The sequence below is a fragment of the Streptomyces sp. NPDC026522 genome, from assembly GCF_055567555.1.
The window spans coordinates 142,916-164,230 of the sequence record NZ_JBVHQF010000002.1 but is presented as its reverse complement, the minus strand read 5'-3'; the positions used below and the strand labels follow the sequence as shown (position 1 = coordinate 164,230).

General features: G+C 70.7%; 20 protein-coding genes. 8 read left to right on the top strand and 12 right to left on the bottom strand.

The genetic code is table 11. The features are described from left to right. A partial coding sequence (locus tag ACZ4M3_RS05290) for a hypothetical protein (RefSeq protein ID WP_467730299.1) occupies positions 1 to 258 on the bottom strand: 258 nt, incomplete at its 3' end. A gap of 149 nt (positions 259 to 407) precedes the next feature. Continuing rightward, positions 408 to 2,114, bottom strand: a complete 1,707-nt coding sequence (locus tag ACZ4M3_RS05285) for a glycerol-3-phosphate dehydrogenase/oxidase (protein ID WP_467730298.1) — start codon at positions 2,112 to 2,114, stop codon at positions 408 to 410. Positions 2,115 to 2,396: 282 nt separating this feature from the next. Between ACZ4M3_RS05285 and ACZ4M3_RS05280 the strand changes: the two genes are divergently transcribed. Both ACZ4M3_RS05280 and ACZ4M3_RS05275 read left to right on the top strand, forming a co-directional pair. Then, positions 2,397 to 3,626 (top strand): nucleotide sugar dehydrogenase, encoded by a 1,230-nt coding sequence (locus ACZ4M3_RS05280; protein ID WP_467730297.1) that lies wholly within the window; start codon positions 2,397 to 2,399, stop codon positions 3,624 to 3,626. A 117-nt stretch (positions 3,627 to 3,743) separates the two neighbouring features. Beyond that, on the top strand, positions 3,744 to 4,217 hold the full coding sequence (locus tag ACZ4M3_RS05275; RefSeq protein ID WP_467730296.1) for a hypothetical protein: 474 nt from the start codon (positions 3,744 to 3,746) through the stop codon (positions 4,215 to 4,217). 82 nt (positions 4,218 to 4,299) lie between these two features. On the opposite strand, the gene ACZ4M3_RS05270 is transcribed toward ACZ4M3_RS05275, so the two are convergent. From ACZ4M3_RS05270 to ACZ4M3_RS05255, 4 genes are all read right to left on the bottom strand, one after another. After that, entirely contained in the window at positions 4,300 to 5,424 is a 1,125-nt protein-coding gene (locus ACZ4M3_RS05270; protein ID WP_453357797.1) for a GuaB3 family IMP dehydrogenase-related protein, read from the bottom strand. A gap of 136 nt (positions 5,425 to 5,560) precedes the next feature. Next, positions 5,561 to 7,069, bottom strand: coding sequence for an IMP dehydrogenase (gene guaB, locus ACZ4M3_RS05265; RefSeq protein ID WP_467730295.1), 1,509 nt, complete (start codon positions 7,067 to 7,069; stop codon positions 5,561 to 5,563). Positions 7,070 to 7,195: 126 nt separating this feature from the next. Then, positions 7,196 to 7,825, bottom strand: a complete 630-nt coding sequence (locus ACZ4M3_RS05260; RefSeq protein ID WP_453353189.1) for a sigma-70 family RNA polymerase sigma factor — start codon at positions 7,823 to 7,825, stop codon at positions 7,196 to 7,198. A gap of 265 nt (positions 7,826 to 8,090) precedes the next feature. Continuing rightward, complete coding sequence (locus ACZ4M3_RS05255) at positions 8,091 to 8,702, bottom strand: response regulator transcription factor (RefSeq protein WP_003948568.1); 612 nt, start codon at positions 8,700 to 8,702, stop codon at positions 8,091 to 8,093. Between the two features lie 375 nt (positions 8,703 to 9,077). Here ACZ4M3_RS05255 and ACZ4M3_RS05250 point away from each other — a divergent pair, with 375 nt between their 5' ends. Beyond that, the gene (locus tag ACZ4M3_RS05250) at positions 9,078 to 9,404 is read left to right on the top strand and encodes a WhiB family transcriptional regulator (protein WP_190183031.1); all 327 of its coding nucleotides are present in this window, start codon (positions 9,078 to 9,080) and stop codon (positions 9,402 to 9,404) included. Positions 9,405 to 9,566: 162 nt separating this feature from the next. Here the strand turns inward: ACZ4M3_RS05250 and ACZ4M3_RS05245 are convergent, their stop codons facing one another. Continuing rightward, positions 9,567 to 10,490 (bottom strand): LysR family transcriptional regulator, encoded by a 924-nt coding sequence (locus ACZ4M3_RS05245; protein ID WP_467730294.1) that lies wholly within the window; start codon positions 10,488 to 10,490, stop codon positions 9,567 to 9,569. 117 nt (positions 10,491 to 10,607) lie between these two features. Here ACZ4M3_RS05245 and ACZ4M3_RS05240 point away from each other — a divergent pair, with 117 nt between their 5' ends. Together ACZ4M3_RS05240 and ACZ4M3_RS05235 are read left to right on the top strand one after the other, a co-directional pair. Next, positions 10,608 to 11,381 (top strand): SDR family NAD(P)-dependent oxidoreductase, encoded by a 774-nt coding sequence (locus ACZ4M3_RS05240; protein WP_467730293.1) that lies wholly within the window; start codon positions 10,608 to 10,610, stop codon positions 11,379 to 11,381. 88 nt (positions 11,382 to 11,469) lie between these two features. After that, positions 11,470 to 12,204 carry an ester cyclase gene (locus tag ACZ4M3_RS05235; RefSeq protein ID WP_467730292.1) on the top strand — a complete coding sequence of 245 codons (735 nt, stop codon included), beginning with the start codon at positions 11,470 to 11,472 and terminating at the stop codon, positions 12,202 to 12,204. Between the two features lie 94 nt (positions 12,205 to 12,298). On the opposite strand, the gene groL is transcribed toward ACZ4M3_RS05235, so the two are convergent. Both groL and groES read right to left on the bottom strand, forming a co-directional pair. Continuing rightward, positions 12,299 to 13,927 carry a chaperonin GroEL gene (gene groL / locus ACZ4M3_RS05230; RefSeq protein ID WP_467730291.1) on the bottom strand — a complete coding sequence of 543 codons (1,629 nt, stop codon included), beginning with the start codon at positions 13,925 to 13,927 and terminating at the stop codon, positions 12,299 to 12,301. Between the two features lie 138 nt (positions 13,928 to 14,065). Continuing rightward, on the bottom strand, positions 14,066 to 14,374 hold the full coding sequence (gene groES / locus ACZ4M3_RS05225; protein ID WP_030230757.1) for a co-chaperone GroES: 309 nt from the start codon (positions 14,372 to 14,374) through the stop codon (positions 14,066 to 14,068). A gap of 304 nt (positions 14,375 to 14,678) precedes the next feature. Between groES and ACZ4M3_RS05220 the strand changes: the two genes are divergently transcribed. Beyond that, a complete protein-coding gene (locus tag ACZ4M3_RS05220) occupies positions 14,679 to 16,082 on the top strand; it encodes an FtsW/RodA/SpoVE family cell cycle protein (RefSeq protein ID WP_467730290.1) in 1,404 nt (467 codons plus the stop codon). A gap of 522 nt (positions 16,083 to 16,604) precedes the next feature. On the opposite strand, the gene ACZ4M3_RS05215 is transcribed toward ACZ4M3_RS05220, so the two are convergent. Continuing rightward, on the bottom strand, positions 16,605 to 17,246 hold the full coding sequence (locus ACZ4M3_RS05215) for an HAD family hydrolase (protein WP_467730289.1): 642 nt from the start codon (positions 17,244 to 17,246) through the stop codon (positions 16,605 to 16,607). 72 nt (positions 17,247 to 17,318) lie between these two features. Between ACZ4M3_RS05215 and ACZ4M3_RS05210 the strand changes: the two genes are divergently transcribed. Next, complete coding sequence (locus tag ACZ4M3_RS05210) at positions 17,319 to 17,693, top strand: VOC family protein (protein ID WP_467730288.1); 375 nt, start codon at positions 17,319 to 17,321, stop codon at positions 17,691 to 17,693. A gap of 504 nt (positions 17,694 to 18,197) precedes the next feature. On the opposite strand, the gene ACZ4M3_RS05205 is transcribed toward ACZ4M3_RS05210, so the two are convergent. Both ACZ4M3_RS05205 and ACZ4M3_RS05200 read right to left on the bottom strand, forming a co-directional pair. After that, positions 18,198 to 19,076, bottom strand: coding sequence for a polysaccharide deacetylase family protein (locus tag ACZ4M3_RS05205; RefSeq protein ID WP_467730287.1), 879 nt, complete (start codon positions 19,074 to 19,076; stop codon positions 18,198 to 18,200). Further along, positions 19,073 to 20,017, bottom strand: coding sequence for a polysaccharide deacetylase family protein (locus ACZ4M3_RS05200; RefSeq protein WP_467730286.1), 945 nt, complete (start codon positions 20,015 to 20,017; stop codon positions 19,073 to 19,075). Before ACZ4M3_RS05200 ends, ACZ4M3_RS05205 begins: the two co-directional genes overlap by 4 nt. Positions 20,018 to 20,109: 92 nt before the next feature. Here ACZ4M3_RS05200 and ACZ4M3_RS05195 point away from each other — a divergent pair, with 92 nt between their 5' ends. After that, on the top strand, positions 20,110 to 21,297 hold the full coding sequence (locus ACZ4M3_RS05195) for a class I SAM-dependent methyltransferase (protein ID WP_467730285.1): 1,188 nt from the start codon (positions 20,110 to 20,112) through the stop codon (positions 21,295 to 21,297). Positions 21,298 to 21,315 lie beyond the last annotated feature (18 nt).

Sequence of the window (21,315 nt, the reverse complement as noted above, 5' to 3'; positions counted from 1 at the left end):
CCCAGGCGCCGCCTTGCGCAAGTCCGCCTTCGCGCCCTTCGGCTCGGCAGCGGCGGCCTCGTCGGCCGAGGCAACCGCATCCGCCGACTCCTCGGGCTCGCGCTTCGCCGCCGTCGGGGCCGCCTTCGCGGGGGTCGTCTCGTCCGGGTGCCGCTTCGCGTCTTGGGACTCCGCCTCGCCCGCACCCCGATTCGCAGCGGCAGCTCCCCCGGCGGCAGCGCCGCCGGCAGGCGATTCGGTGTGATCCGGCTTCGACATGCGTCCCCTCTGCGATCGTGCAGCCTGCCCCGGCTGCCCCGGCAGCCGCCGGGGGGCATGGTAAACCGCCCCGGCAGAACCCTCATTGTTGCTCACTCCGCAACGGACGGACGCCCCGGGTCCGCGGTTCCCCCTCCCGGATCCCGGAGTTACAACGGAACGATGTCGGGCGCCCCGAGCCGCGCCGCGTCCGCCGTCTGGTCGTCCGGCTGGCGCTGCGATTCCCGCTCGGCCTCCACCCGCTTCTCGTAGTGCTCGACCTCCTTCTCGATCTGCTGCTTGTCCCAGCCCAGAACCGGTGCCATCAACTCCGCGCACTCCCGCGCCGATCGCGTCCCCCGGTCGAACGTCTCGATCGAGATCCGCGTGCGCCGCGTCAGTACGTCGTCCAGGTGCCGCGCCCCCTCGTGCGAGGCGGCGTACACCACTTCTGCCCGCAAGTAGTCGTCCGCACCCGACAGCGGCTCCGCCAGTCCCGGATCGGCCGCGATCAGGTCCAGCAGTTCCTCCGTCAGCGAGCCGTACCGGTTCAGCAGGTGCTCCACCCGCGCCACGTGCAGGCCCGACCGGCCGGCGATCCGCGCGCGCCCGTTCCACAGCGCCCGGTACCCCTCCGCCCCCACCAGCGGCACGTCCTCCGTCACGCACTCGGCCACCCGCTGGTCCAGCCCGTGCACGGCCTCGTCCACCGCGTCCTTCGCCATGACCCGGTACGTCGTGTACTTGCCGCCCGCGACCACCACCAGCCCCGGCACCGGATGCGCGACCGTGTGCTCGCGCGAGAGCTTGCTCGTCGCGTCCGACTCGCCCGCCAGCAGGGGCCGCAGGCCCGCGTACACGCCCTCGACGTCGTCCCGCGTCAGCGGCACCGCCAGCACCGAGTTCACGTGCTCCAGCACGTAGTCGATGTCGGCACTGGACGCCGCCGGATGCGCCTTGTCGAGGTCCCAGTCGGTGTCCGTGGTGCCCACGATCCAGTGCCGGCCCCACGGGATGACGAACAGCACGGACTTCTCGGTCCGCAGGATCAGCCCGGTGGACGAGTTGATCCGGTCCTTCGGTACGACCAGATGGACGCCCTTCGACGCCCGGACGTGGAACTGGCCGCGCTCCCCGATCAGCGCCTGGGTGTCGTCCGTCCACACCCCCGTCGCGTTGACGACCTGCTTGGCCCGGATCTCGTACTCCCCGCCGCCCTCGACGTCCCGCACCCGCGCGCCGACCACCCGTTCGCCCTCGCGCAGGAACCCGACCACCCTGGACCGGTTGGCGCAGTGCGCCCCGTACACGGCGGCCGTCCGGACCAGTGTCGTCACGTACCGGGCGTCGTCCATCTGGGCGTCGTAGTACTGCAGGGCCCCCACCAGGGCGTCCTTGCGCAGCGCGGGTGCGATCCGCAGCGCGCGCTTGCGGGAGAGGTGCCGGTGGGTCGGCAGGCCCCGGCCGTGCCCGCTGGACACCGACATCGCGTCGTAGAGCGCCACGCCCGAACCGGCGTAGAACCGCTCCCAGGCCTTGTGCTGGAGCGGGTAGAGGAACGGCACGGGCTTGACCAGGTGCGGGGCCAGCCGCTCCAGCAGCAGGCCGCGCTCCTTCAGCGCTTCGCGCACGAGCGCGAAGTCGAGCATCTCCAGGTACCGGAGGCCGCCGTGGATCAGCTTGCTCGATCTGCTCGACGTGCCCGAGGCCCAGTCCCTGGCCTCCACCAGCCCGGTCGAGAGGCCTCTGGTCACGGCGTCGAGCGCGGTTCCGGCGCCGACCACGCCCGCGCCGACGACCAGCACGTCCAGTTCGCGTTCGGCCATCGCGGCGAGCGCCTCGGCGCGCTGCGCGGGTCCCAGTGTCGCTGTCCTCACGGCTGCCTCCCGTTGGTGCGGGCGAACCCGCTCGATGCGGGCGAACCCGCCTGCTGCGGGCGTACCCGCACACATCCCCGTCCACGATTCTCACCGGCCGCCGCCGACTCGGCCACCGCCTGTGGACAACACAACGGTAGCCATCCCCCCGGAATGCGACATTTCTGTCATATATATGCCTAGTCTGACATCGCGCCTCCTTCGATCATCCCCAGCTTGATCACCCGAGGACTCGCGCGCCCAGCCCGCTCATGCAAGGGAAGGGAAGGGACGGCTACCCCCATGCCCGCAGATCTCGCCGTCATCGGACTCGGCCACCTCGGCCTCCCCCTCGCCCAGGCGGCCGTCGCCGCCGGAATCGAGACAGTCGGCTACGACAGCGGTCCGGCCACGGACAGCACCCTCACCGCCGCCGAGATCCGCCGCATGTCGGCGGCCGGCTTCCGGATCACCACCAACCCCGCCGAGCTAGGCCGGGTCCGCACCGCCGTCATCTGCGCCCCCACCCAGCTCGGCGCCGACCGGGCGCTGGACCTCTCCGCCGTCGGCGAGGCCGGCCACACGCTCGCCGCCCGGCTGCGGCCCCACACCACCGTCATCCTCGAATCCGCGGCCCACCCCGGTGTCACCGAGGACTACCTGCGCCCGATCCTGGAAGCCGGCTCCGGCCTGCGCGCCGGCCGGGACTTCCACCTGGCCTACTCCCCCAGCCGCCTGGACCCGGGCAACCGCACCCACGGCATCGCCAACACCCCCAAGGTCATCGGCGGTCTCACCCCCGCCTGCACCGAGTCGGCGCACGCCTTCTACGCCCGCATCACCGAGAAGGTGGTCCGGGCCCGGGGCCTGCGCGAGGCCGAGACCGTACAGCTGCTGGAGACCAACTACCGGCACGTCAACATCGCCCTCATGAACGAGATGGCGGTCCTCTGCCACGACATCGGCGTGGACCTCTGGGACGTGATCCGGTGCGCGGAGACGAAGCCGTACGGGTTCCAGGCCTTCCGCCCCGGCCCCGGCGTCGGCGGCCACGGCATCCCCCTGGACCCCACCTACCTCCCCCACACCACCCGCACCCCGGGCCACCCGCTGCGCATGGTCGGACTGGCGCAGGAGATCAACACCCGGATGCCGCAGTACGTCATCCAGCGCTCCGCCACCCTGCTGAACGAACACGGCAAATCCGCCCGCGGCGCCCGCGTCCTGCTGCTCGGGGTCACGTACAAGCCGGACCTCGCGGACCAGGAGGGCTCCCCGGCGCCGGAGATCGCGAGCCGGCTCATCGACCTCGGCGCGCTGGTCAGCTACCACGATCCCTACATCTCGGGCTGGCGGGTCCGGGACCGGCCGGTCCCCCGGGCCGAATCGCTGTACGAGGCCGCCGCGAACGCCGACCTGACGATCCTGCTCCAGCACCACCGCACGTACGACCTGCAAGGCCTCGCGGTGAAGGCCCAGTTGCTCCTGGACACCCGCGGCGCCAGCCCGGTCGGCGCCGCCCACCGGCTCTGACCTGCCGGGAAATCCCCCCTCCGGATGCCGGAGCGGCCTGCTAGCCTGCGGCGTCGCTTATCTCGCACTTACGTCCATCGGACACCCGTGCGTACGCATCCCTGGGGGGACCCCTTCATGAGCCAGCAGTTCCAGCCGCCCGCGCCCTCGTCCTACACCGAGGTACCCGCCCCGGTCCCCGCCCGGTCGGGCAACGTGGGCCTCGGCATCGTCGCCGCCGTCGTGGCGGCCCTGGTCGCGGCGGGCGCCTACGGCGGCATCATGCACGCCATCGAGCGCCAGGTCGGCTACGCCGCCGTCGGCGTCGGCCTGCTGGTCGGCCTGGCCGCCGGAAAGCTCGGTGGCCGCAACCCCGTCCTGCCCGTGGCCAGCGCGGTCCTGTCGCTCGGCGCCGTCTACGCCGGCCAGCTGTTCTTCACCGCGCTCGTGGTCGCCGACGTCAACCACGTCGGCCTCGCCGACGTGCTGGACAAGGTCGGCATCGGCGGCCTGAACGACGTCTGGAAGGAGTCCTCCGACGTGATCGACTACCTCTTCCTGGCGATCGGCGGCTTCGTCTCCTTCGGCGCGGCCAAGAAGGCCGCCGCCTGATCCCGGACCGCTCACGCCGATGGGCCCGGCTCCCCCGCGCGGGGGAGCCGGGCCCATCGGCCGTACGGGGTACAGGAGCCGGTCAGCGGCTGTGCTGGGAGTCCGCGACCGTGACCTCGACCCGCTGGAACTCCTTGAGCTCGCTGTAGCCGGTGGTGGCCATGGAGCGGCGCAGCGCGCCGAAGAGGTTCATGGAGCCGTCCGGGGAGTGCGACGGGCCGGTGAGGATCTCCTCGGTGGTGCCGACCGTGCCCAGGTCGACCTTCTTGCCGCGCGGCACGTCCTCGTGGACGGCCTCCATGCCCCAGTGGTTGCCCTTGCCGGGCGCGTCCGTGGCCCGGGCCAGCGGGGAGCCCATCATCACGGCGTCCGCGCCGCAGGCGACGGCCTTCGGGATGTCCCCGGACCAGCCCACGCCGCCGTCGGCGATGACGTGCACGTAACGGCCGCCGGACTCGTCCATGTAGTCGCGGCGGGCCGCGGCCACGTCCGCGACGGCGGTCGCCATCGGGACCTGGATGCCCAGCACGTTGCGCGTGGTGTGCGCGGCGCCACCGCCGAAGCCGACCAGGACGCCCGCCGCGCCGGTGCGCATCAGGTGCAGGGCCGCCGTGTAGGTGGCGCAGCCGCCCACGATGACCGGCACGTCGAGCTCGTAGATGAACTGCTTGAGGTTCAGCGGCTCGGCGGCGCCGGAGACGTGCTCCGCCGAGACGGTGGTGCCGCGGATCACGAAGATGTCCACGCCCGCCTCGACGACGGCCTTGGAGAACTCGGCGGTGCGCTGCGGGGAGAGCGCGGCGGCGGTCACGACGCCGGAGTCACGCACCTCCTTGATGCGCTGCCGGATCAGGTCGGCCTGGATCGGGGCGGAGTAGATCTCCTGGAGCCTGCGGGTCGCGGACGCCTCGTCCAGCTCCGCGATCTCGTCCAGCAGCGGCTGCGGGTCCTCGTAGCGGGTCCACAGGCCTTCGAGGTTCAGCACGCCGAGGCCGCCGAGCTCGCCGATGCGGATCGCGGTCTGCGGGGAGACCACCGAGTCCATGGGGGCGGCCAGGAAGGGGAGCTCGAAGCGGTACGCATCGATCTGCCAGGCGATCGAGACCTCCTTCGGGTCCCGCGTACGCCGGCTCGGGACGATGGCGATGTCGTCGAACGCGTACGCCCTGCGGCCGCGCTTGCCGCGCCCGATCTCGATCTCAGTCACGTGTGGTGGCCTTTCCTCTGGGTCTGCCCGTCCAGTATCCCCGAACCCCGGGGGCCCGCGTTCCGGTGACCGCTGTACGGACGCATGACGAAGGGGCGGCCCGCCGAAAGCGGGTCCGCCCCTCCATGGAAACCGGTCAGCCCTTGCGGGAGTAGTTCGGCGCCTCGACCGTCATCTGGATGTCGTGCGGGTGGCTCTCCTTGAGCCCCGCCGAGGTGATCCGGACGAAGCGGCCCCGGTCCTGCAGCTCGGGGACCGTGCGGCCGCCGACGTAGAACATGGACTGGCGCAGGCCGCCGACCAGCTGGTGCACGACCGCGGAGAGCGGGCCGCGGTAGGGGACCTGGCCCTCGATGCCCTCGGGGATCAGCTTGTCGTCGCCGCCGACGCCCTCCTGGAAGTAGCGGTCCTTGGAGAAGGAGCGCTGGTCGCCGCGGGACTGCATGGCGCCGAGCGAGCCCATACCGCGGTACGACTTGAACTGCTTGCCGTTGATGAAGAGCAGCTCGCCCGGGGACTCCTCACAGCCCGCCAGGAGCGAGCCGAGCATCACGGTGTCGGCGCCGGCGACGAGCGCCTTGGCGATGTCGCCGGAGTACTGGAGGCCGCCGTCGCCGATGACCGGGACGCCCGCGGCCTTCGCGGCGAGCGCGGCCTCGTAGATGGCGGTGACCTGCGGGACGCCGATGCCGGCGACGACGCGGGTGGTGCAGATGGAGCCGGGGCCGACGCCGACCTTGATGCCGTCGCAGCCGGCGTCGATCAGCGCCTGGGCGCCGTCGCGGGTGGCGACGTTGCCGCCGATGACGTCGACGCCGGAGTTGGACTTGATCTTGGCGACCATGTCGCCGACCAGGCGGGAGTGGCCGTGGGCGGTGTCGACGACGATGAAGTCGGCGCCCGCCTCGATCAGGGCCTGGGCGCGCTCGTACGCGTCACCGGCGACACCGACGGCCGCGCCGACGAGCAGCCGGCCGTCCTTGTCCTTGGCGGCGTTCGGGTACTTCTCGGCCTTGACGAAGTCCTTGACCGTGATGAGGCCCTTGAGGATGCCCGCGTCGTCGACGAGCGGCAGCTTCTCGATCTTGTGGCGGCGCAGCAGCTCCATGGCGTCGACGCCGGAGATGCCGACCTTGCCGGTGACCAGCGGCATCGGGGTCATGACCTCGCGCACCTGGCGGCTGCGGTCCGACTCGAAGGCCATGTCGCGGTTGGTGACGATGCCCAGCAGCTTGCCGGCCGCGTCGGTGACCGGGACGCCGGAGATGCGGAACTTCGCGCAGAGCTGGTCGGCCTCGCCGAGCGTGGCGTCGGGGTGGACCGTGATCGGGTCGGTGACCATGCCCGACTCGGAGCGCTTGACCAGGTCGACCTGGTTGGCCTGGTCGGCGATGGAGAGGTTGCGGTGCAGCACGCCCACGCCGCCCTGGCGGGCCATCGCGATGGCCATCCGGGCCTCGGTGACCTTGTCCATGGCCGCGGAGAGCAGCGGGACGTTGACCCGGACGTTGCGGGAGATGAGGGAAGAGGTGTCGATCTCGTCCGGCGCCATGTCCGACGCGCCCGGCAGCAGCAGGACGTCGTCGTAGGTCAGTCCGAGCGTGGCGAATTTGTCGGGCACTCCAGTCGAACCGCTGTCGGTCATGACACCTTCCCAATGGTCTTGCTCAGCGCGGATGTCCATGCTAACGGGATCCCGAGGCGTCTCATTCCACGACCAAGGTCAACCGGCAGATTCGTCTGTTCCTACGACCGGCGAGGCGCTGATCCCCTATTGCTCGGCGAGGGCGCGCAGCCGGCTGAGCGCCCGGTGCTGGGCCACCCGCACGGCGCCGGGCGACATCCCGAGCATCTGCCCGGTCTCCTCGGCGGTCAGCCCGACCGCCACCCGCAGTACGAGCAGCTCGCGCTGGTTCTCCGGGAGGTTGGCCAGCAGTTTCTTGGCCCAGGCGGCGTCGCTGCTGAGCAGCGCCCGCTCCTCGGGGCCCAGCGAGTCGTCGGGCCGTTCCGGCATCTCGTCGGACGGGACGGCGGTGCTCCCCGGGTGGCGCATGGCGGCCCGCTGGAGGTCGGCGACCTTGTGCGCGGCGATGGCGAAGACGAACGCCTCGAAGGGGCGGCCGGTGTCGCGGTAGCGCGGCAGTGCCATCAGGACGGCGACGCACACCTCCTGCGCGAGGTCCTCCACGAAGTGACGGGCGTCACCGGGAAGCCGGGACAGGCGGGTGCGGCAATAGCGGATGGCGAGGGGGTGCACGAAGGCGAGCAGGTCGTGCGTGGCCTGCTCGTCGCCTTCCACCGCTCGGCGCACGAGCGCGCTGACGGCCCCGGCACCGCCGCCTTTGGCGGCGTCCGTGGGGCTTGTGGCCGTGGGTGACCCCTGGGCCTCGTCGTCGCGCATCGGTCCATGGTGCCTTGGCGCGGCACCGTTCGCGGCACCGCGGTCCTGGTTGTGCGTCGAAGCGTTATGAGCGGGTGCGCCGGAACTCATGGTTTGCGCCCTCCCCTCCGCTCGGCCCGAATGGTCCTCGAGGCCACATCTTCCGAAAGTGCGGCACACCCTCAAGGATGCGGCATCGCGCCCGAAGCGACACGTCCCCCGGATTGTGCCCCGCCAACCCCCGCTCGCGCACCGGGTCCGGCGGGACACTCTGGGTGCTCCGCGGTCAGCGGACCAGGCCCCAGCGGAACCCGAGCGCCACGGCGTGCGCCCGGTCCGAGGCGCCGAGTTTCTTGAAGAGCCTGCGGGCGTGCGTCTTGACCGTGTCCTCGGAGAGGAAGAGCTCGCGCCCGATCTCCGCGTTCGACCGGCCGTGGCTCATGCCCTCCAGCACCTGGATCTCGCGCGCGGTGAGGGTGGGCGCTGCGCCCATCTCGGCCGAGCGGAGTCGGCGCGGGGCCAGTCGCCAGGTCGGGTCGGCGAGCGCCTGGGTGACCGTGGCCCGCAACTCGGCGCGCGAGGCGTCCTTGTGCAGATAGCCCCGGGCTCCGGCGGCGACCGCGAGGGCCACGCCGTCCAGGTCCTCGGCGACCGTCAGCATGATGATGCGGGCGCCCGGGTCGGCCGAGAGCAGCCGGCGGACCGTCTCCACACCGCCGAGGCCCGGCATCCGGACATCCATCAGAATGAGATCGGAGCGGTCGGCACCCCAGCGGCGGAGGACTTCCTCGCCGTTGGCAGCCGTCGTCACACGCTCGACGCCGGGCACGGTGGCAACCGCGCGACGGAGCGCCTCTCGGGCAAGCGGGGAGTCGTCGCAGACGAGGACGGAAGTCATGACCGCCCTCCGCAGCTGATGCGCGTCACCTTGAGCCTCCAGGCTGGTACGTATCGTCACCTGTGCGGTCGATGCCCCCGGACACCTGTCCGAGAACTTCTTGGTTCAACCGCCTTCGCACTCTCAACGATGGTCACTCGAAAGAGTTACGGGTCGGACGGACACCTTCGGCACTCTACGTGAGGACGCGATCACGGCGCAGGAGCCACGAGCCCCTGTCCTCCATCTGGAGCTATGCCCTATTTGGCGGCTTTCCTTCCGTTCGCCATGTGTCTGAGGCTAGATTCCCAATGAGTCATATTTACATCTACTACGACTGTAGATGTGGAGACATGGACCCTATCCGCCTCAGTACCGGCACCAAGAGGACTACCCATGGCAGATTTCTCCCGGCTCCCCGGACCGAACGCCGACCTCTGGGACTGGCAGCTCCTGGCTGCCTGCCGCGGGGTCGACAGCTCCCTCTTCTTCCACCCGGAAGGCGAGCGGGGTGCGGCCAGGAGCGCGCGCGAGGCCTCGGCTAAAGAGGTCTGCATGCGCTGTCCGGTGCGCGCGGAATGCGCCGCGCACGCACTCGCCGTCCGTGAGCCCTACGGGGTGTGGGGCGGCCTCACCGAGGACGAACGCGAAGAACTGATGGGCCGCGCCCGGCACCGCCTGGTCCCCGCGTCGAGCGCGACCGGACCGGCCGCCCCGCACTGACGCCCCTCCCCCGAACCGCCCGAAGGAACGTTTCCTCAACTCAGCGGGCGGATCATCCGAAGATCGCCCCGGAACCCGCGACGACCCTCGAAACCCCTCCCGCGGAAACTGCCACGCGGCGCGCGCCCGGGCGTGTCGCACCCGTCCCCGGACCGCGTCGTTTCACGGGGCGGTGCCGTCGCGCCCCATGGACGCGGCGGCCCGCTCCAGTTCCGCCAGGGTCGCGGCCACGGCGGGCACCCGCGCCAGGTCGGGCAGGGTCAGCGCCACGACCTCCCGCTCGACGGCGGGCTCGACGACCACGGTGCTGACCCCCTTGGCCCGCACGGACTCCACCGCGAGTTCCGGCAGCACCGCCACCCCCAGCCCCGCCCCGACCAGGCCGACCACCGCCGGGTAGTCGTCGGTCGCGAAGTCGATGCGCGGGGTGAACCCCGCGTCCTCGCACACCTCCACCAGGTGCCGGCGACAGCGCGGGCAGCCCGCGATCCAGGGCTCCCCGGCCAGCTCGGCCATGCCCACCCGCTCGGCCCCGGCCAGCCGGTGCGCCTGCGGGACCAGCCCCACCAGCCGGTCGGTCAGCAGGGGCCGCACCACCAGGTCCTCCCACTCGGCGGCGGACCCGGCCGCGCCCCCGTACCGGAAGGCCAGCGCCAGATCGCAGTCGCCCTCGCGCAGCATCTCCACCGAGCGCGGCGGCTCGGCCTCGACCAACGAGATCCGGGTGCCGGGATGCTCGGCGCGCATGGCCGCCAGCGCAGTGGGGACCAGGGTGGAACTGCCGCTGGGGAACGACACCAGCCGGACCCGGCCCGCGCGCAGCCCGGCGATCGCCGCGACCTCCTCCTCGGCGGCGGTCAGCCCGGCCAGGATCCCGGCGGCGTGCCGGACCAGCGCCTCGCCGGCCTGGGTCAGCCGCATCTCGCGGCCGGTCCGGATCAGCAGCGGAGTGCCGGCGGACTGCTCCAGCGCCTTCATCTGCTGGGAGACGGCCGGCTGGGTGCAGCCCAGTTCGCGGGCGGCGGCGGAGAAGGACCCGGTCCCGGCGACGGCGCGCAGAACCCGTAGATGACGTGCCTCGATCACCCTTCGAGCATAAGCCCTCCTTTGACCATCAAGGCAATGCTCATGCCACGCTTTGGGGTGCGCGCCACCCCGGGGCCGGGGGGCGAACCACGCACCGAATAAAGCTAGGTTGCGCCTATGACGACTGCGTTGATTACGGGATCCACGGCGGGCATCGGCGCCGCCTTCGCCCGGCGGCTCGCCGCCCAGGGGCACAACCTGGTGCTGGTGGCGCGGAACACCGAGCGGTTGGGCGAGCAGGCCACCGAACTGCACGACCGGCACGGCATCGAGGCCGAGGTGCTGACCGCCGACCTGTCCACGGACCAGGGCATCGCCGCGGTCGAGGCCCGCCTCGGCGACCGCACGCACCCGGTGGACCTGCTGGTCAACAACGCCGGTTTCGGCAACAAGGGCCGCTACCTCCAGGTGTCCATGGCGGACGAGCTGACCATGCTGAAGGTGCACGTCGAGGCGGTGCTCCGGCTGACCTCGGCGGCGGCGGAGTCGATGCGCTCGCGCGGGCGCGGCGGCATCATCAACGTGGCCTCGGTGGCCGCCTTCGTACCGCGCGGGACCTACGGCGCGAGCAAGGCCTGGGTCGTGCAGTTCACCCAGGGCGCGGCGAAGGACCTGGCCGGGAGCGGGGTGCGGCTGATGGCGCTGTGCCCGGGCTTCGTACGGACCGAGTTCCACCAGCGGGCCGGGATGGGCACCGACAACATCCCGGGCTGGCTGTGGCTGGACGCCGACAAGCTGGTGGCGGCGGCGTTGGACGACCTGGCGCGCGGCAAGACCGTCTCCATCCCCGACCCGCGCTACAAGGCACTGATGGGGGTGGTGAAACTGACGCCGCGCGGGCTGCTGAGTGGGGTGTCGTCGCGTACGGGCCGGAAGTACGGGCCCCAGTAGGCCTCCGGGCACGCGCCCGGAGTGCGGCGCCGATCGGGGCAATTCTCCCTAAACTGGGATGTGTCTCATCCACCCGGGAGGCGACGCGATGACATTCGTACAGGTAATTGATTACGAAACCAAGCGGTTCGAAGAGATGAACGCGCTCATCGACCGCTGGGCGGAGCAGGCGAGCGGCCGGCGGACGGTCACCCACTCGATGATCGGACGGGACCGCGACGCGAAGACGCACTACGTCGATCTCGTCGAATTCCCCTCGTACGAGGAGGCCATGAGGAACTCTCAGCTTCCGGAGACGGACCGGATGTTCCAGGAAATGGTGGCCCTCTGCGAGGGCATGCCGAAGTTCATGAACCTGGACGTGGTCCGCGACGAGTACCTCAACAAGCTGCTCGTGAACCGGATCTTCGAGGACGTGGCGGAGAAGGGGAAGTTCGACGTCATGGAGGAGTGCGTCGCGACCGACTACATGGACCACGACATGCTGCGGATGCCGGGCGCCGTCGACGGCCGCGAGGGCATGCGCCGGGACATGACGATGTGGCGCGACGCCTTCGACTTCACCTTCGACCTGCACCGCCAGATCGCCGAAGGCGACTGCGTCACCACCCTGTGGAACTGGACCGGCAAGCAGAAGGGCGAGTTCATGGGGGTCGCCCCGACGGGCAAGGAGGTCGCCATGTCGGGCTGCACCACCTTCCGGATCGAGAACGGCCGGATCGCGGAGGGCTGGTGGTACTACGACGCCCCTGCTCTGATGCGGCAGCTGGGCATGGACATGGGTACGGCGTCCCGCGGCACGACCCAGGACATGGGCATGTGACGGCGCGCCCCACGGCACGGGAAAGCCCCGGTCACCACCGCTTCGCAGCGGCGGGGACCGGGGCTCTCCTCAGTTCAGCCCGGCTCTGACCAGGTCAGTGGCTGTGGCCGTGACCGTGGCCGTGACCGGCGTCGGCCTCTTCCTCGGCCGGCTTCTCGACGACCAGGGTCTCGGTCGTGAGCAGCAGGGAGGCGATGGAAGCGGCGTTCTCCAGCGCGGAACGGGTGACCTTGACCGGGTCGATGACGCCGGCCTTCACCAGGTCGCCGTACTCGCCGGTCGCGGCGTTGAAGCCCTGGCCCTTGTCGAGCTCGGCGACCTTGGCGGTGATGACGTAGCCCTCGAGGCCGGCGTTCTCGGCGATCCAGCGCAGCGGCTCGACGGCGGCGCGGCGGACCACGGAGACACCGGTGGCCTCGTCGCCGGAGAGGCCGAGGTTGCCCTCCAGCACCTTCACGGCGTGGACGAGCGCGGAGCCACCGCCGGAGACGATGCCCTCCTCCACCGCGGCGCGGGTCGCCGAGATGGCGTCCTCAAGGCGGTGCTTCTTCTCCTTGAGCTCCACCTCGGTGGCGGCGCCGACCTTGATGACGCAGACGCCGCCGGCGAGCTTCGCCAGCCGCTCCTGCAGCTTCTCGCGGTCCCAGTCGGAGTCCGTGGACTCGATCTCGGCCTTGATCTGGTTGACGCGGCCGAGGACCTCGTCGGAGCTGCCGCCACCGTCGACGATGGTGGTGTCGTCCTTGGTGATGGTCACGCGGCGCGCGGTACCCAGGACGTCGAGACCGGCCTGGTCGAGCTTGAGGCCGACCTCCTCGGCGATGACGGTGGCACCGGTGAGGGTGGCCATGTCCTGGAGCATCGCCTTGCGGCGGTCACCGAAGCCGGGGGCCTTGACGGCGACGGCGTTGAAGGTGCCACGGATCTTGTTGACGACCAGGGTCGACAGGGCCTCGCCCTCGACGTCCTCGGCGATGATCAGCAGCGGCTTGGAGGCGCCGGCCTGGATGACCTTCTCCAGCAGCGGCAGGAGGTCCTGGATGGAGGAGATCTTGCCCTGGTTGATCAGGATGTACGGGTCGTCGAGGACGGCCTCCATACGCTCCTGGTCGGAGACCATGTACGGCGAGAGGTAGCCCTTGTCGAAGGCCATGCCCTCGGTGAACTCCAGCTCCAGGCCGAAGGTGTTGGACTCCTCGACGGTGATGACACCGTCCTTGCCGACCTTGTCCATCGCCTCGGCGATGAGCTCGCCGACCTGCTGGTCCTGCGCGGAGAGCGCGGCCACGGCGGCGATGTCGGACTTGTCCTCGATCGGGCGGGCGGTCGCGAGGAGCTCCTGCGACACGGCCTTGACGGCGGCGTCGATGCCCTTCTTGAGGGCGGCCGGGGAGGCGCCGGCGGCGACGTTGCGCAGGCCCTCGCGGACCAGCGCCTGCGCCAGCACGGTGGCGGTGGTGGTGCCGTCACCCGCGATGTCGTTGGTCTTGGTCGCCACCTCCTTCACGAGCTGGGCGCCCAGGTTCTCGTACGGGTCGTCCAGCTCGACCTCGCGGGCGATGGTGACACCGTCGTTGGTGATGGTGGGCGCGCCGAACTTCTTGTCGATGACGACGTTGCGGCCCTTGGGGCCGATCGTCACCTTCACCGTGTCGGCAAGCTTGTTCACACCGCGCTCAAGGGCGCGACGGGCGTCCTCATCGAACTTCAGAATCTTCGGCATGGGAGCGGTTCAGTCCTCTCGTTGCGATCCTCGGCCGCTCACCGCGACCGCCACCGCCTAGAACGAACTACGCCCCTCGCCCCCCGGCATCAGCAGGGTGACCAGGGGCGCAGCTCAAAGCAAAACTGGAGAAGTGTCTTACTTCTCGACGATCGCGAGCACGTCGCGGGCCGAGAGGACGAGGTACTCCTCGCCGCTGTACTTCACTTCGGTGCCGCCGTACTTGCTGTACAGCACGATGTCGCCGACGCTGACGTCCAGCGGGAGACGCTGGCCGTCCTCGAAGCGACCCGGACCGACCGCAAGGACGACGCCCTCCTGGGGCTTCTCCTTCGCGGTGTCCGGGATGACCAGGCCGGAGGCCGTGGTCTGCTCGGCGTCGAGCGGCTGGACCACAATGCGGTCCTCAAGCGGCTTGATGGCAACCTTGGAGCTGGCGGTCGTCACGATCCGACCTCCCCCTTCGGAGATCCGGGGTTAACTGTCTGAGGTGGCGACCAGGTCGATCCGTCGTCGCGGGTGCCGGACCTGCCTGTCGCTGTGTTGGCACTCACCAGTGGCGAGTGCCAGGTGCGAGACTATTCCGGCGATTAGCACTCGGTCAAGCGGAGTGCCAACACGCCACCCGACAGATTACGGATGGCCCCCTTCCGGATAGCCCCGGCCGGGCCCTCAGGAACCATCGTCAGGGCTTCCTCGTCGTAGTGGATATGAAGATAAAACGCCCTAATACCGACGGCGAAGGCATCCCGTGCGGGGACTGAAGCCGCTGACGGTCGCCGGCGCGCGCCGCCGTACCGAAGCATTGCTGCTCGTCCTCGTCATCGGCATCGCCGTTTTCGGCCACGCCGAGGCCGGTCTCGCGATGAACGGCGTGCTGCCGCCGAACCTCACCGGCTTCACCATCAGCCTGACGCTGCTGTCGCTGGTGGGGCACCTGGGCATCCGCCGGTTCGCGGCGTACGCGGACCCGCTGATCTTCCCGCTCGCCATGCTGCTGACCGGACTCGGGCTCGTCCTCATCCACCGCCTCGACCAGGGGTACATCGAGCGCTACGGGTCCGACGCGAACGCGCCCGGCCAGCTGGTGTGGACCGTGGTCGGGGTCGCCGCCTGTCTGCTGGTGGTGGCGCTGCTGCGGGACCACAGGCTGTTGCAGCGCTTCATCTACCTCACCATGGCCGGCGCGCTGGTGCTGTTGATCGCCCCGGCGTTCTTCGGCGCGGACACGTACGGCGCGAAGCGGTGGATCATCTTGTTCGGGTTCTCGCTCCAGCCCGGCGAGTTCGTGAAGATCATGATCGCGGTCTTCTTCGCGGGGTACCTGGTCGTCCACCGGGACTCGCTGGCCCTGACGGGCCGCAAGTTCCTGGGCGTGCGGCTGCCGCCGATGCGCCAGCTCGGGCCGATCGTCACCGTGTGGGTCCTGTCGCTGCTGGTGCTGGTCTTCGAGCGCGACCTCGGTACGTCGCTCATCTTCTTCGGCGTGTTCGTGGTGATGCTGTACGTCGCCACCGAGCGCACCGGCTGGATCGTCTGCGGGCTCGTCATGGCGGCGGGCGGCGCCTTCGTGGTGGGCTCGACGGAGCCGCACGTGAAGGCCCGGGTGGCCGCCTGGCTCAACCCGCTGTCCTACTACTGGAAGGACCGGCCGCCGGGCGTCACCTCCGACCAGTCGGCGCAGGCGCTGTTCAGCTTCGGCACGGGCGGCATCACGGGCACCGGACTCGGCATGGGCCACCCGGAGCTGATCAAGTTCGCGGGGCGCAGCGACTTCATCCTGACCACCGTGGGCGAGGAACTCGGCCTGGCGGGGGTGATGGCGGTCCTGCTGCTCTACGCGCTCCTGGTCCAGCGGGGCCTGCGGATGGCCCTGGCGGCGCGGGACCCGTTCGGCAAGCTCCTGGCGGTGGGCCTGGCGGCGGCGCTGGCGCTCCAGGTGTTCGTGGTCGCGGGCGGCGTCACGGGCCTGATCCCGCTGACGGGCAAGGCCCTGCCCTTCCTGGCGAAGGGCGGCTCGTCCCTGCTGGCCAACTGGATCATGATCGCCCTCCTCCTGCGCATCAGCGACAGCGCCGAACGCCAACGCGAGGCGGACGCCCTGGGCCCGGCGGAAACCACGATCACCCCGCTGGGGGCGCCGCTGCGGGGTTGAGGGGGTGGGGGTGGGAGGTGGAGGTGGGGGCCGGTCGGGAGCGCGGGCTCTGTTCTGCGGGGCGGGGCCTTCGGGGGGCGGGATACGAGCCGGGCCGGATCGGGGAGGGTACGGGGGTTTCCCGTCAGTCCCATCGTCTCTCCGGGACGGCCCGGCCCCTCAAGGGCGCTCCTTCGTCGCGTCGCTACGCGATGGCCTTCGGCCACCCTTGACCGACCGACCCGCCCCGGATCAACGAAGACTGCCGGAAACCCCCCAAACGAACGGTCACGGGGCAGAGGACCAGGGAAGGCCCCGCAGGGACGAACAACGGGGTCCCGGGCGGGCACGCCGGGCATCCGGGCCCCCATCGACCGATCCGGCACCGGGCAAGGGCCTCACCCCACCGGACAGCGCCCCAGACACCGAAACGGCACACCCGCGCACCAGATCGCTACGCGCTCCTCCCGCCCCGGCGTCCGACGGCCGTCTGGGGCTGGTCACAGACGGGCTTGCAGCTTTCGGTGAACTGGGCGACGAAAGTTACCGTTTGACGAGGTCGGGCAGCTCGGCGAGAGAGTCGATGGACCAGTCGGCAGCAGCTCGCACCTGGGGATCATCGGCCCACCAATGGCCCCAAGGCCCACGACGTAGATGCGCGGCCCGCAGACCGGCGGCCCGGGCCTGAAAGATGTCGTTGGCCGGGTGGTCGCCGACGTACAAGGTCTCGGCGGCGGGGCAGTCCGACACGGCCAGCACTTGTTCGAAGAATCCGCGCGCGGGCTTCGCCACGCCCCATTCGCCGGACGTGACGACCAGGTCGGCGGGCAGGTCCAGGGCGCGGAGGAGACCGCCCGCCTTCCGACTCTGGTTGCCCGCGACGACAACGCGCACCCCGGCGGCGCGCAGCGCGGCCAGTGTCGGGCGGACGTCCTCGTAGAGGTCTGATTCATCGAGCCGTTCACCCAGGCCGGCGGCCTCACGGGCGGCGTACTCGGCGGAGATGTCGACGCCTGGGCGCAGCAGGCGGATCGCGTCCGCATTGTCCCTGCCGTCCACGACCACGGCACCCACCAGCGCGGAAAGCGCGTGCCGAGACACGCCCAGCCAGTCGGCCCATGCGGCCCAATAGCGATCGTCGCGGGTAAGGGTCTCGCCGATGTCGAGAACCACCGTCCGAATCATCCGCCCAGCGTACTGATCCGTGCTCGCCCAATTCCATGGACGGCGGTAGTGGGCCTGCTCGATAGTGCGTCAATGACTTCCCTGATACGACACATCACCATCGACTGCTCCGACGCCTACCGGCTGGCGCAGTTCTGGGCCGCCGTCCTGGACGGTTCGCTCGCTGCCGACGACTTCCCCGGTGATCCCGAGGCAACGGTCATGACGTCCGGCGCGCACCTGCTCTTCGTGACGGTGGCCGATGCCAAGACGGTGAAGAACCGGGTGCATCTCGACCTGCAGCCGCAGGACCGGTCGCGAGACGAAGAGGTGACGCGCATCCTCGCCTTGGGCGCGACGCAGGTGGGCGACCACCGCAAGCCCAACGGGACCGGATGGGTGACCCTGGCCGACCCCGAAGGCAACGAGTTCTGCGTGGAACGCAGCTCGGCCGAGCGCGCCAACTGACCCCCCAACGCGGAAGCTATGGCGTGCGCCCGTCTGTGACCAGCCCCAGACGGCCGTCGGACGCCGGGACGGGAGGAGCGCGTAGCGATCTGGTGCGCGGGTGTGCCGTTTCGGTGTCTGGGGCGCTGTCCGGTGGGGTGAGGCCCTTGCCCGGTGCCGGATCGGTCGATGGGGGCCCGGATGCCCGGCGTGCCCGCCCGGGACCCCGTTGTTCGTCCCTGCGAGGCCTTCCCTGGTCCTCTGCCCCGTGACCGTTCGTTTGGGGGGTTCCCGGCAGTCTTCGTTGATCCGGGGCGGGTCGGTCGGTCAAGGGTGGCCGAAGGCCATCGCGTAGCGACGCGACGACGAGGAACGAGGAGGAGCGCCCTTGAGGGGCCGGGCCGCCCCGGAGGGACGATGGGACTGACGGGAAACCCCCATACCCTCCCCGATCCGGCCCGGCTCGTATCCCGCCCCCCGAAGCCCCCGCCCCGCAGAACAGAGCCCGCGGGCCCGACCGGCCCCCTACAGGTAGTCCTCCAGGCGGCCTATCTTGAAGCCCTGTTCCTGGATGCGCTGGAGCATGTGGGTGGCCATCTGGGTTTCCGACTCGCCCTTGAGTTCCGCCGGGCCGCGGAAGTGGGCGAGGATGATGTCCCCCGGGCGGAGCGCGGCGCCCTCGGCGTACTGGAAGCCGGTGATCTGCATCGACACGCGCCACAGGATGACCTGCGAGATGCCGCACTCGGAGGCGGCCGTGAGGGTGTCGTCGTTGTAGTTGCCGAACGGCGGCCGGAAGCGGGTCGGTCTGGCGCCGAAGCGCTTCTCCAGGCGTTCCTGCTGACCGCATATCTCCTTCTTCTGCGCCGCGAGGCCCAGCGTCCGCAGGTTGGGGTGGGTCAGCGTGTGGTTGTTTATCGTGCTGCCGCTGCCGTTGTCGCGCAGCGTCTGGAAGTGGCCGTAGTCGGACGAGGCCACGTTGTCCGTGAGGAACATGCTGATCGGCAGCTTGAGGTCGGCCGCCATCTTCAGGAACTGCGGGTCCTTCTCCGCGCCGTCGTCGAAGGTCAGGAAGACGACCTTGTCGCCCGGCGCGACGGGTATTCGGTCTATGACGGCCGGCTTGCCCGGCGCGGCCTTGGGCAGCTGCGGCTTCTGGGCGGGCTTCGGCGCGTACTGGACCGGGGCCGTCAGCCCCCACTTGCGGTACGCCTCGTCCGCCGGAGCCGCCGGCGTGGGGGACGAGGCGGCGGTGGACGGGGAGGCCGAAGGCTTCCCCGTCTCCTGCTTGGTCTTGCGCCCCAGTCGTTCGATGGGGTCCACGCTGTTCCCGCACCCCGAAAGGGACAGCGCGAGCGCGCCGGCTGCGAGCGTCCCGGCCACCAACCGGCGCGCGTACTTCACAAGTAGTCCTCCAGGCGAGCCACGGCGTAACCCTTGTCCGTGACGGTCTTCATGACATGACGGATCATGTCAGGCATCGTGCCCTTCCAGTCCTCCCGCCCCCGGAAGTGCGTGAGGATGATGTCACCAGGGTGGAGGTCACGGTCCCATTCCCGCCAGTCCATCCGGTTGACGAACGCCTCGGCGTTCCACAGCGGGACCGCCTTGATGCCGCAGGATTTGGCCGCGCGCAGGGTGTCCTGGTTGTAGTTGCCGAAGGGGGGCCGGAAGAGTGTCGGCCGCTTGCCGAACTCCTTCTGCATGGTGTCCTGCTGCCCGCAGATCTCCTCGCGCTGCTTCTCGTAGTCGAGGGCCGGCAGGTAGCGGTGGTTGAGCGTGTGGTTGTTCAGGGTGACGCCCGCGGCCTGCATCTCCTTGAAGTACGGGTAGTTGTCCCGGACCAGGTAGTCGCTGAGGAAGGCCGTGTAGGGGATCTTGAGTTCCTTCATCATCTTGAGGAACTCGGGGTCCTTCTCGGCGCCGTCGTCGATCGTCAGGAAGACGACCTTGTCCTCGGTGGGGACCGTGGTGAAGACCGGCGGGAGCTCGTCCTGGCCCTCGACCTCGAAGCCGTCGCGGGTGGTGATCTCCGGCTTGGTCTTCGGCGCGGGCGGGGCGGTCAGCGGCGGCTTGGCCAGTTTCCATTTCTTCGCCGCGGCGATCAGGGCCTGCTGGGCGGCCTTCTGCTGCTCGGCCGGGTTCGCGAGCGCGCCCGCCGCGCCCGCTCCTTCGGCGCCCTGGCCTGCCTTGGGCTTGGTGGCGGGCGGGTTCGAGGAGCCGCATGCGGTGCCCAGCGCGGCGACCAGCAGCGCGGCCAGGGCCACCCCGTACCGGCCGAGCGGGCGCGCCGCCGACCGATGACCTTGTAGCGTCTTATTTCCCTTTTGTCGTACAGGCTGCATAGCGACGGATACTCCCAGGACACTCCCCCGGGCCCCGGCAGACACCGCGAGCGGACCGCGACCTTCCACCGACTGGCCCACACTGGCCGACAATGGACCCCGTGACCCCCGAAGACTTCGCCGCCCTCCTCACCCCCGAGGGGCGCGCCCTCCTCGACTCGCTCCGCGACTACGACCCCGCCCAGGAGCTGGCCGTGGCCACCCGGCTGCGCCGCGAGCACCCCGCCGCCCTGGTGTCCGCCGCGCTCGGGCAGGCCCGGCTGCGCCAGCGGGCGGTGGCGAAGTTCGGGGCCGAGGACGCCTTCCGGATGTACTTCACCCCCGGCGGCGGCGAGATGGCCACCCGCGCCTCGGTGGCGGCCTACCGGGCCGGCCGGCTCGCGGCCCTCGGCGTGCGCAGCGTCGCCGACCTGTGCTGCGGCATCGGCGGGGACGCCCTGGCCCTGGCCCGGCTGGGGATCCGGGTGCTGGCGGTGGACCACGACCCGCTGACCGTCGCCGTGGCCCGGGCCAACGCCGAGGCGCTGGGGCTGGCGGACCTGGTCGAGGTCCGGGAGGCGGACGTGACCGCCGTCGACACCGCCGGCTACGACGCCGTCTTCATCGACCCGGCCCGGCGCGGCGGCCGGGGCCGGATCTTCGACCCCGAGAGCTACTCCCCGCCGCTGTCCTGGGCCGTCGCCGCCGCGCGCAGCGCCCCGTACGCCGCGATCAAGATCGCCCCCGGGATTCCGCACGAGGCCGTCCCGGCGGAGGCCGAGGCCGAGTGGATCTCCGACCAGGGGGACGTGAAGGAAGCCGTGCTGTGGTTCGGGACCGAGCCCGGCAGCGTACGGGCCACCCTGCTGCCCGGGCCGCGCGCGCTGCGCACCGCCGACCCGCTGCCCGACCCCGAGGCGGGGCCGGTGGGCCGCTACCTCTACGAGCCCGACGGCGCCGTGATCCGCGCCCATCTGGTCGCGGAGGTCGCCGAGCAGCTGGGCGGCCGGCTGATCGACCCGACCATCGCCTACATCACCGCCGATGAGCTGCGCGCGACCCCGTACGCGACCGCGTACGAGATCACCGACGTGCTGCCGTTCGGCCTGAAGAAGCTCAAGGCCCTGCTGCGCGAGCGCGGCGTCGGCATCCTGACGGTGAAGAAGCGCGGCTCGGCGATCGAGCCGGAGGAACTGCGCAGGAAGGTCAAGCCGCAGGGGCCGCACTCGGCGACCGTGATCCTGACCCGCGTCGACGGCGCTCCCTCGATGCTGATCGGGGCGCCGGTAGCGGGACGCTGACGGCTCCGGCGGCACCGG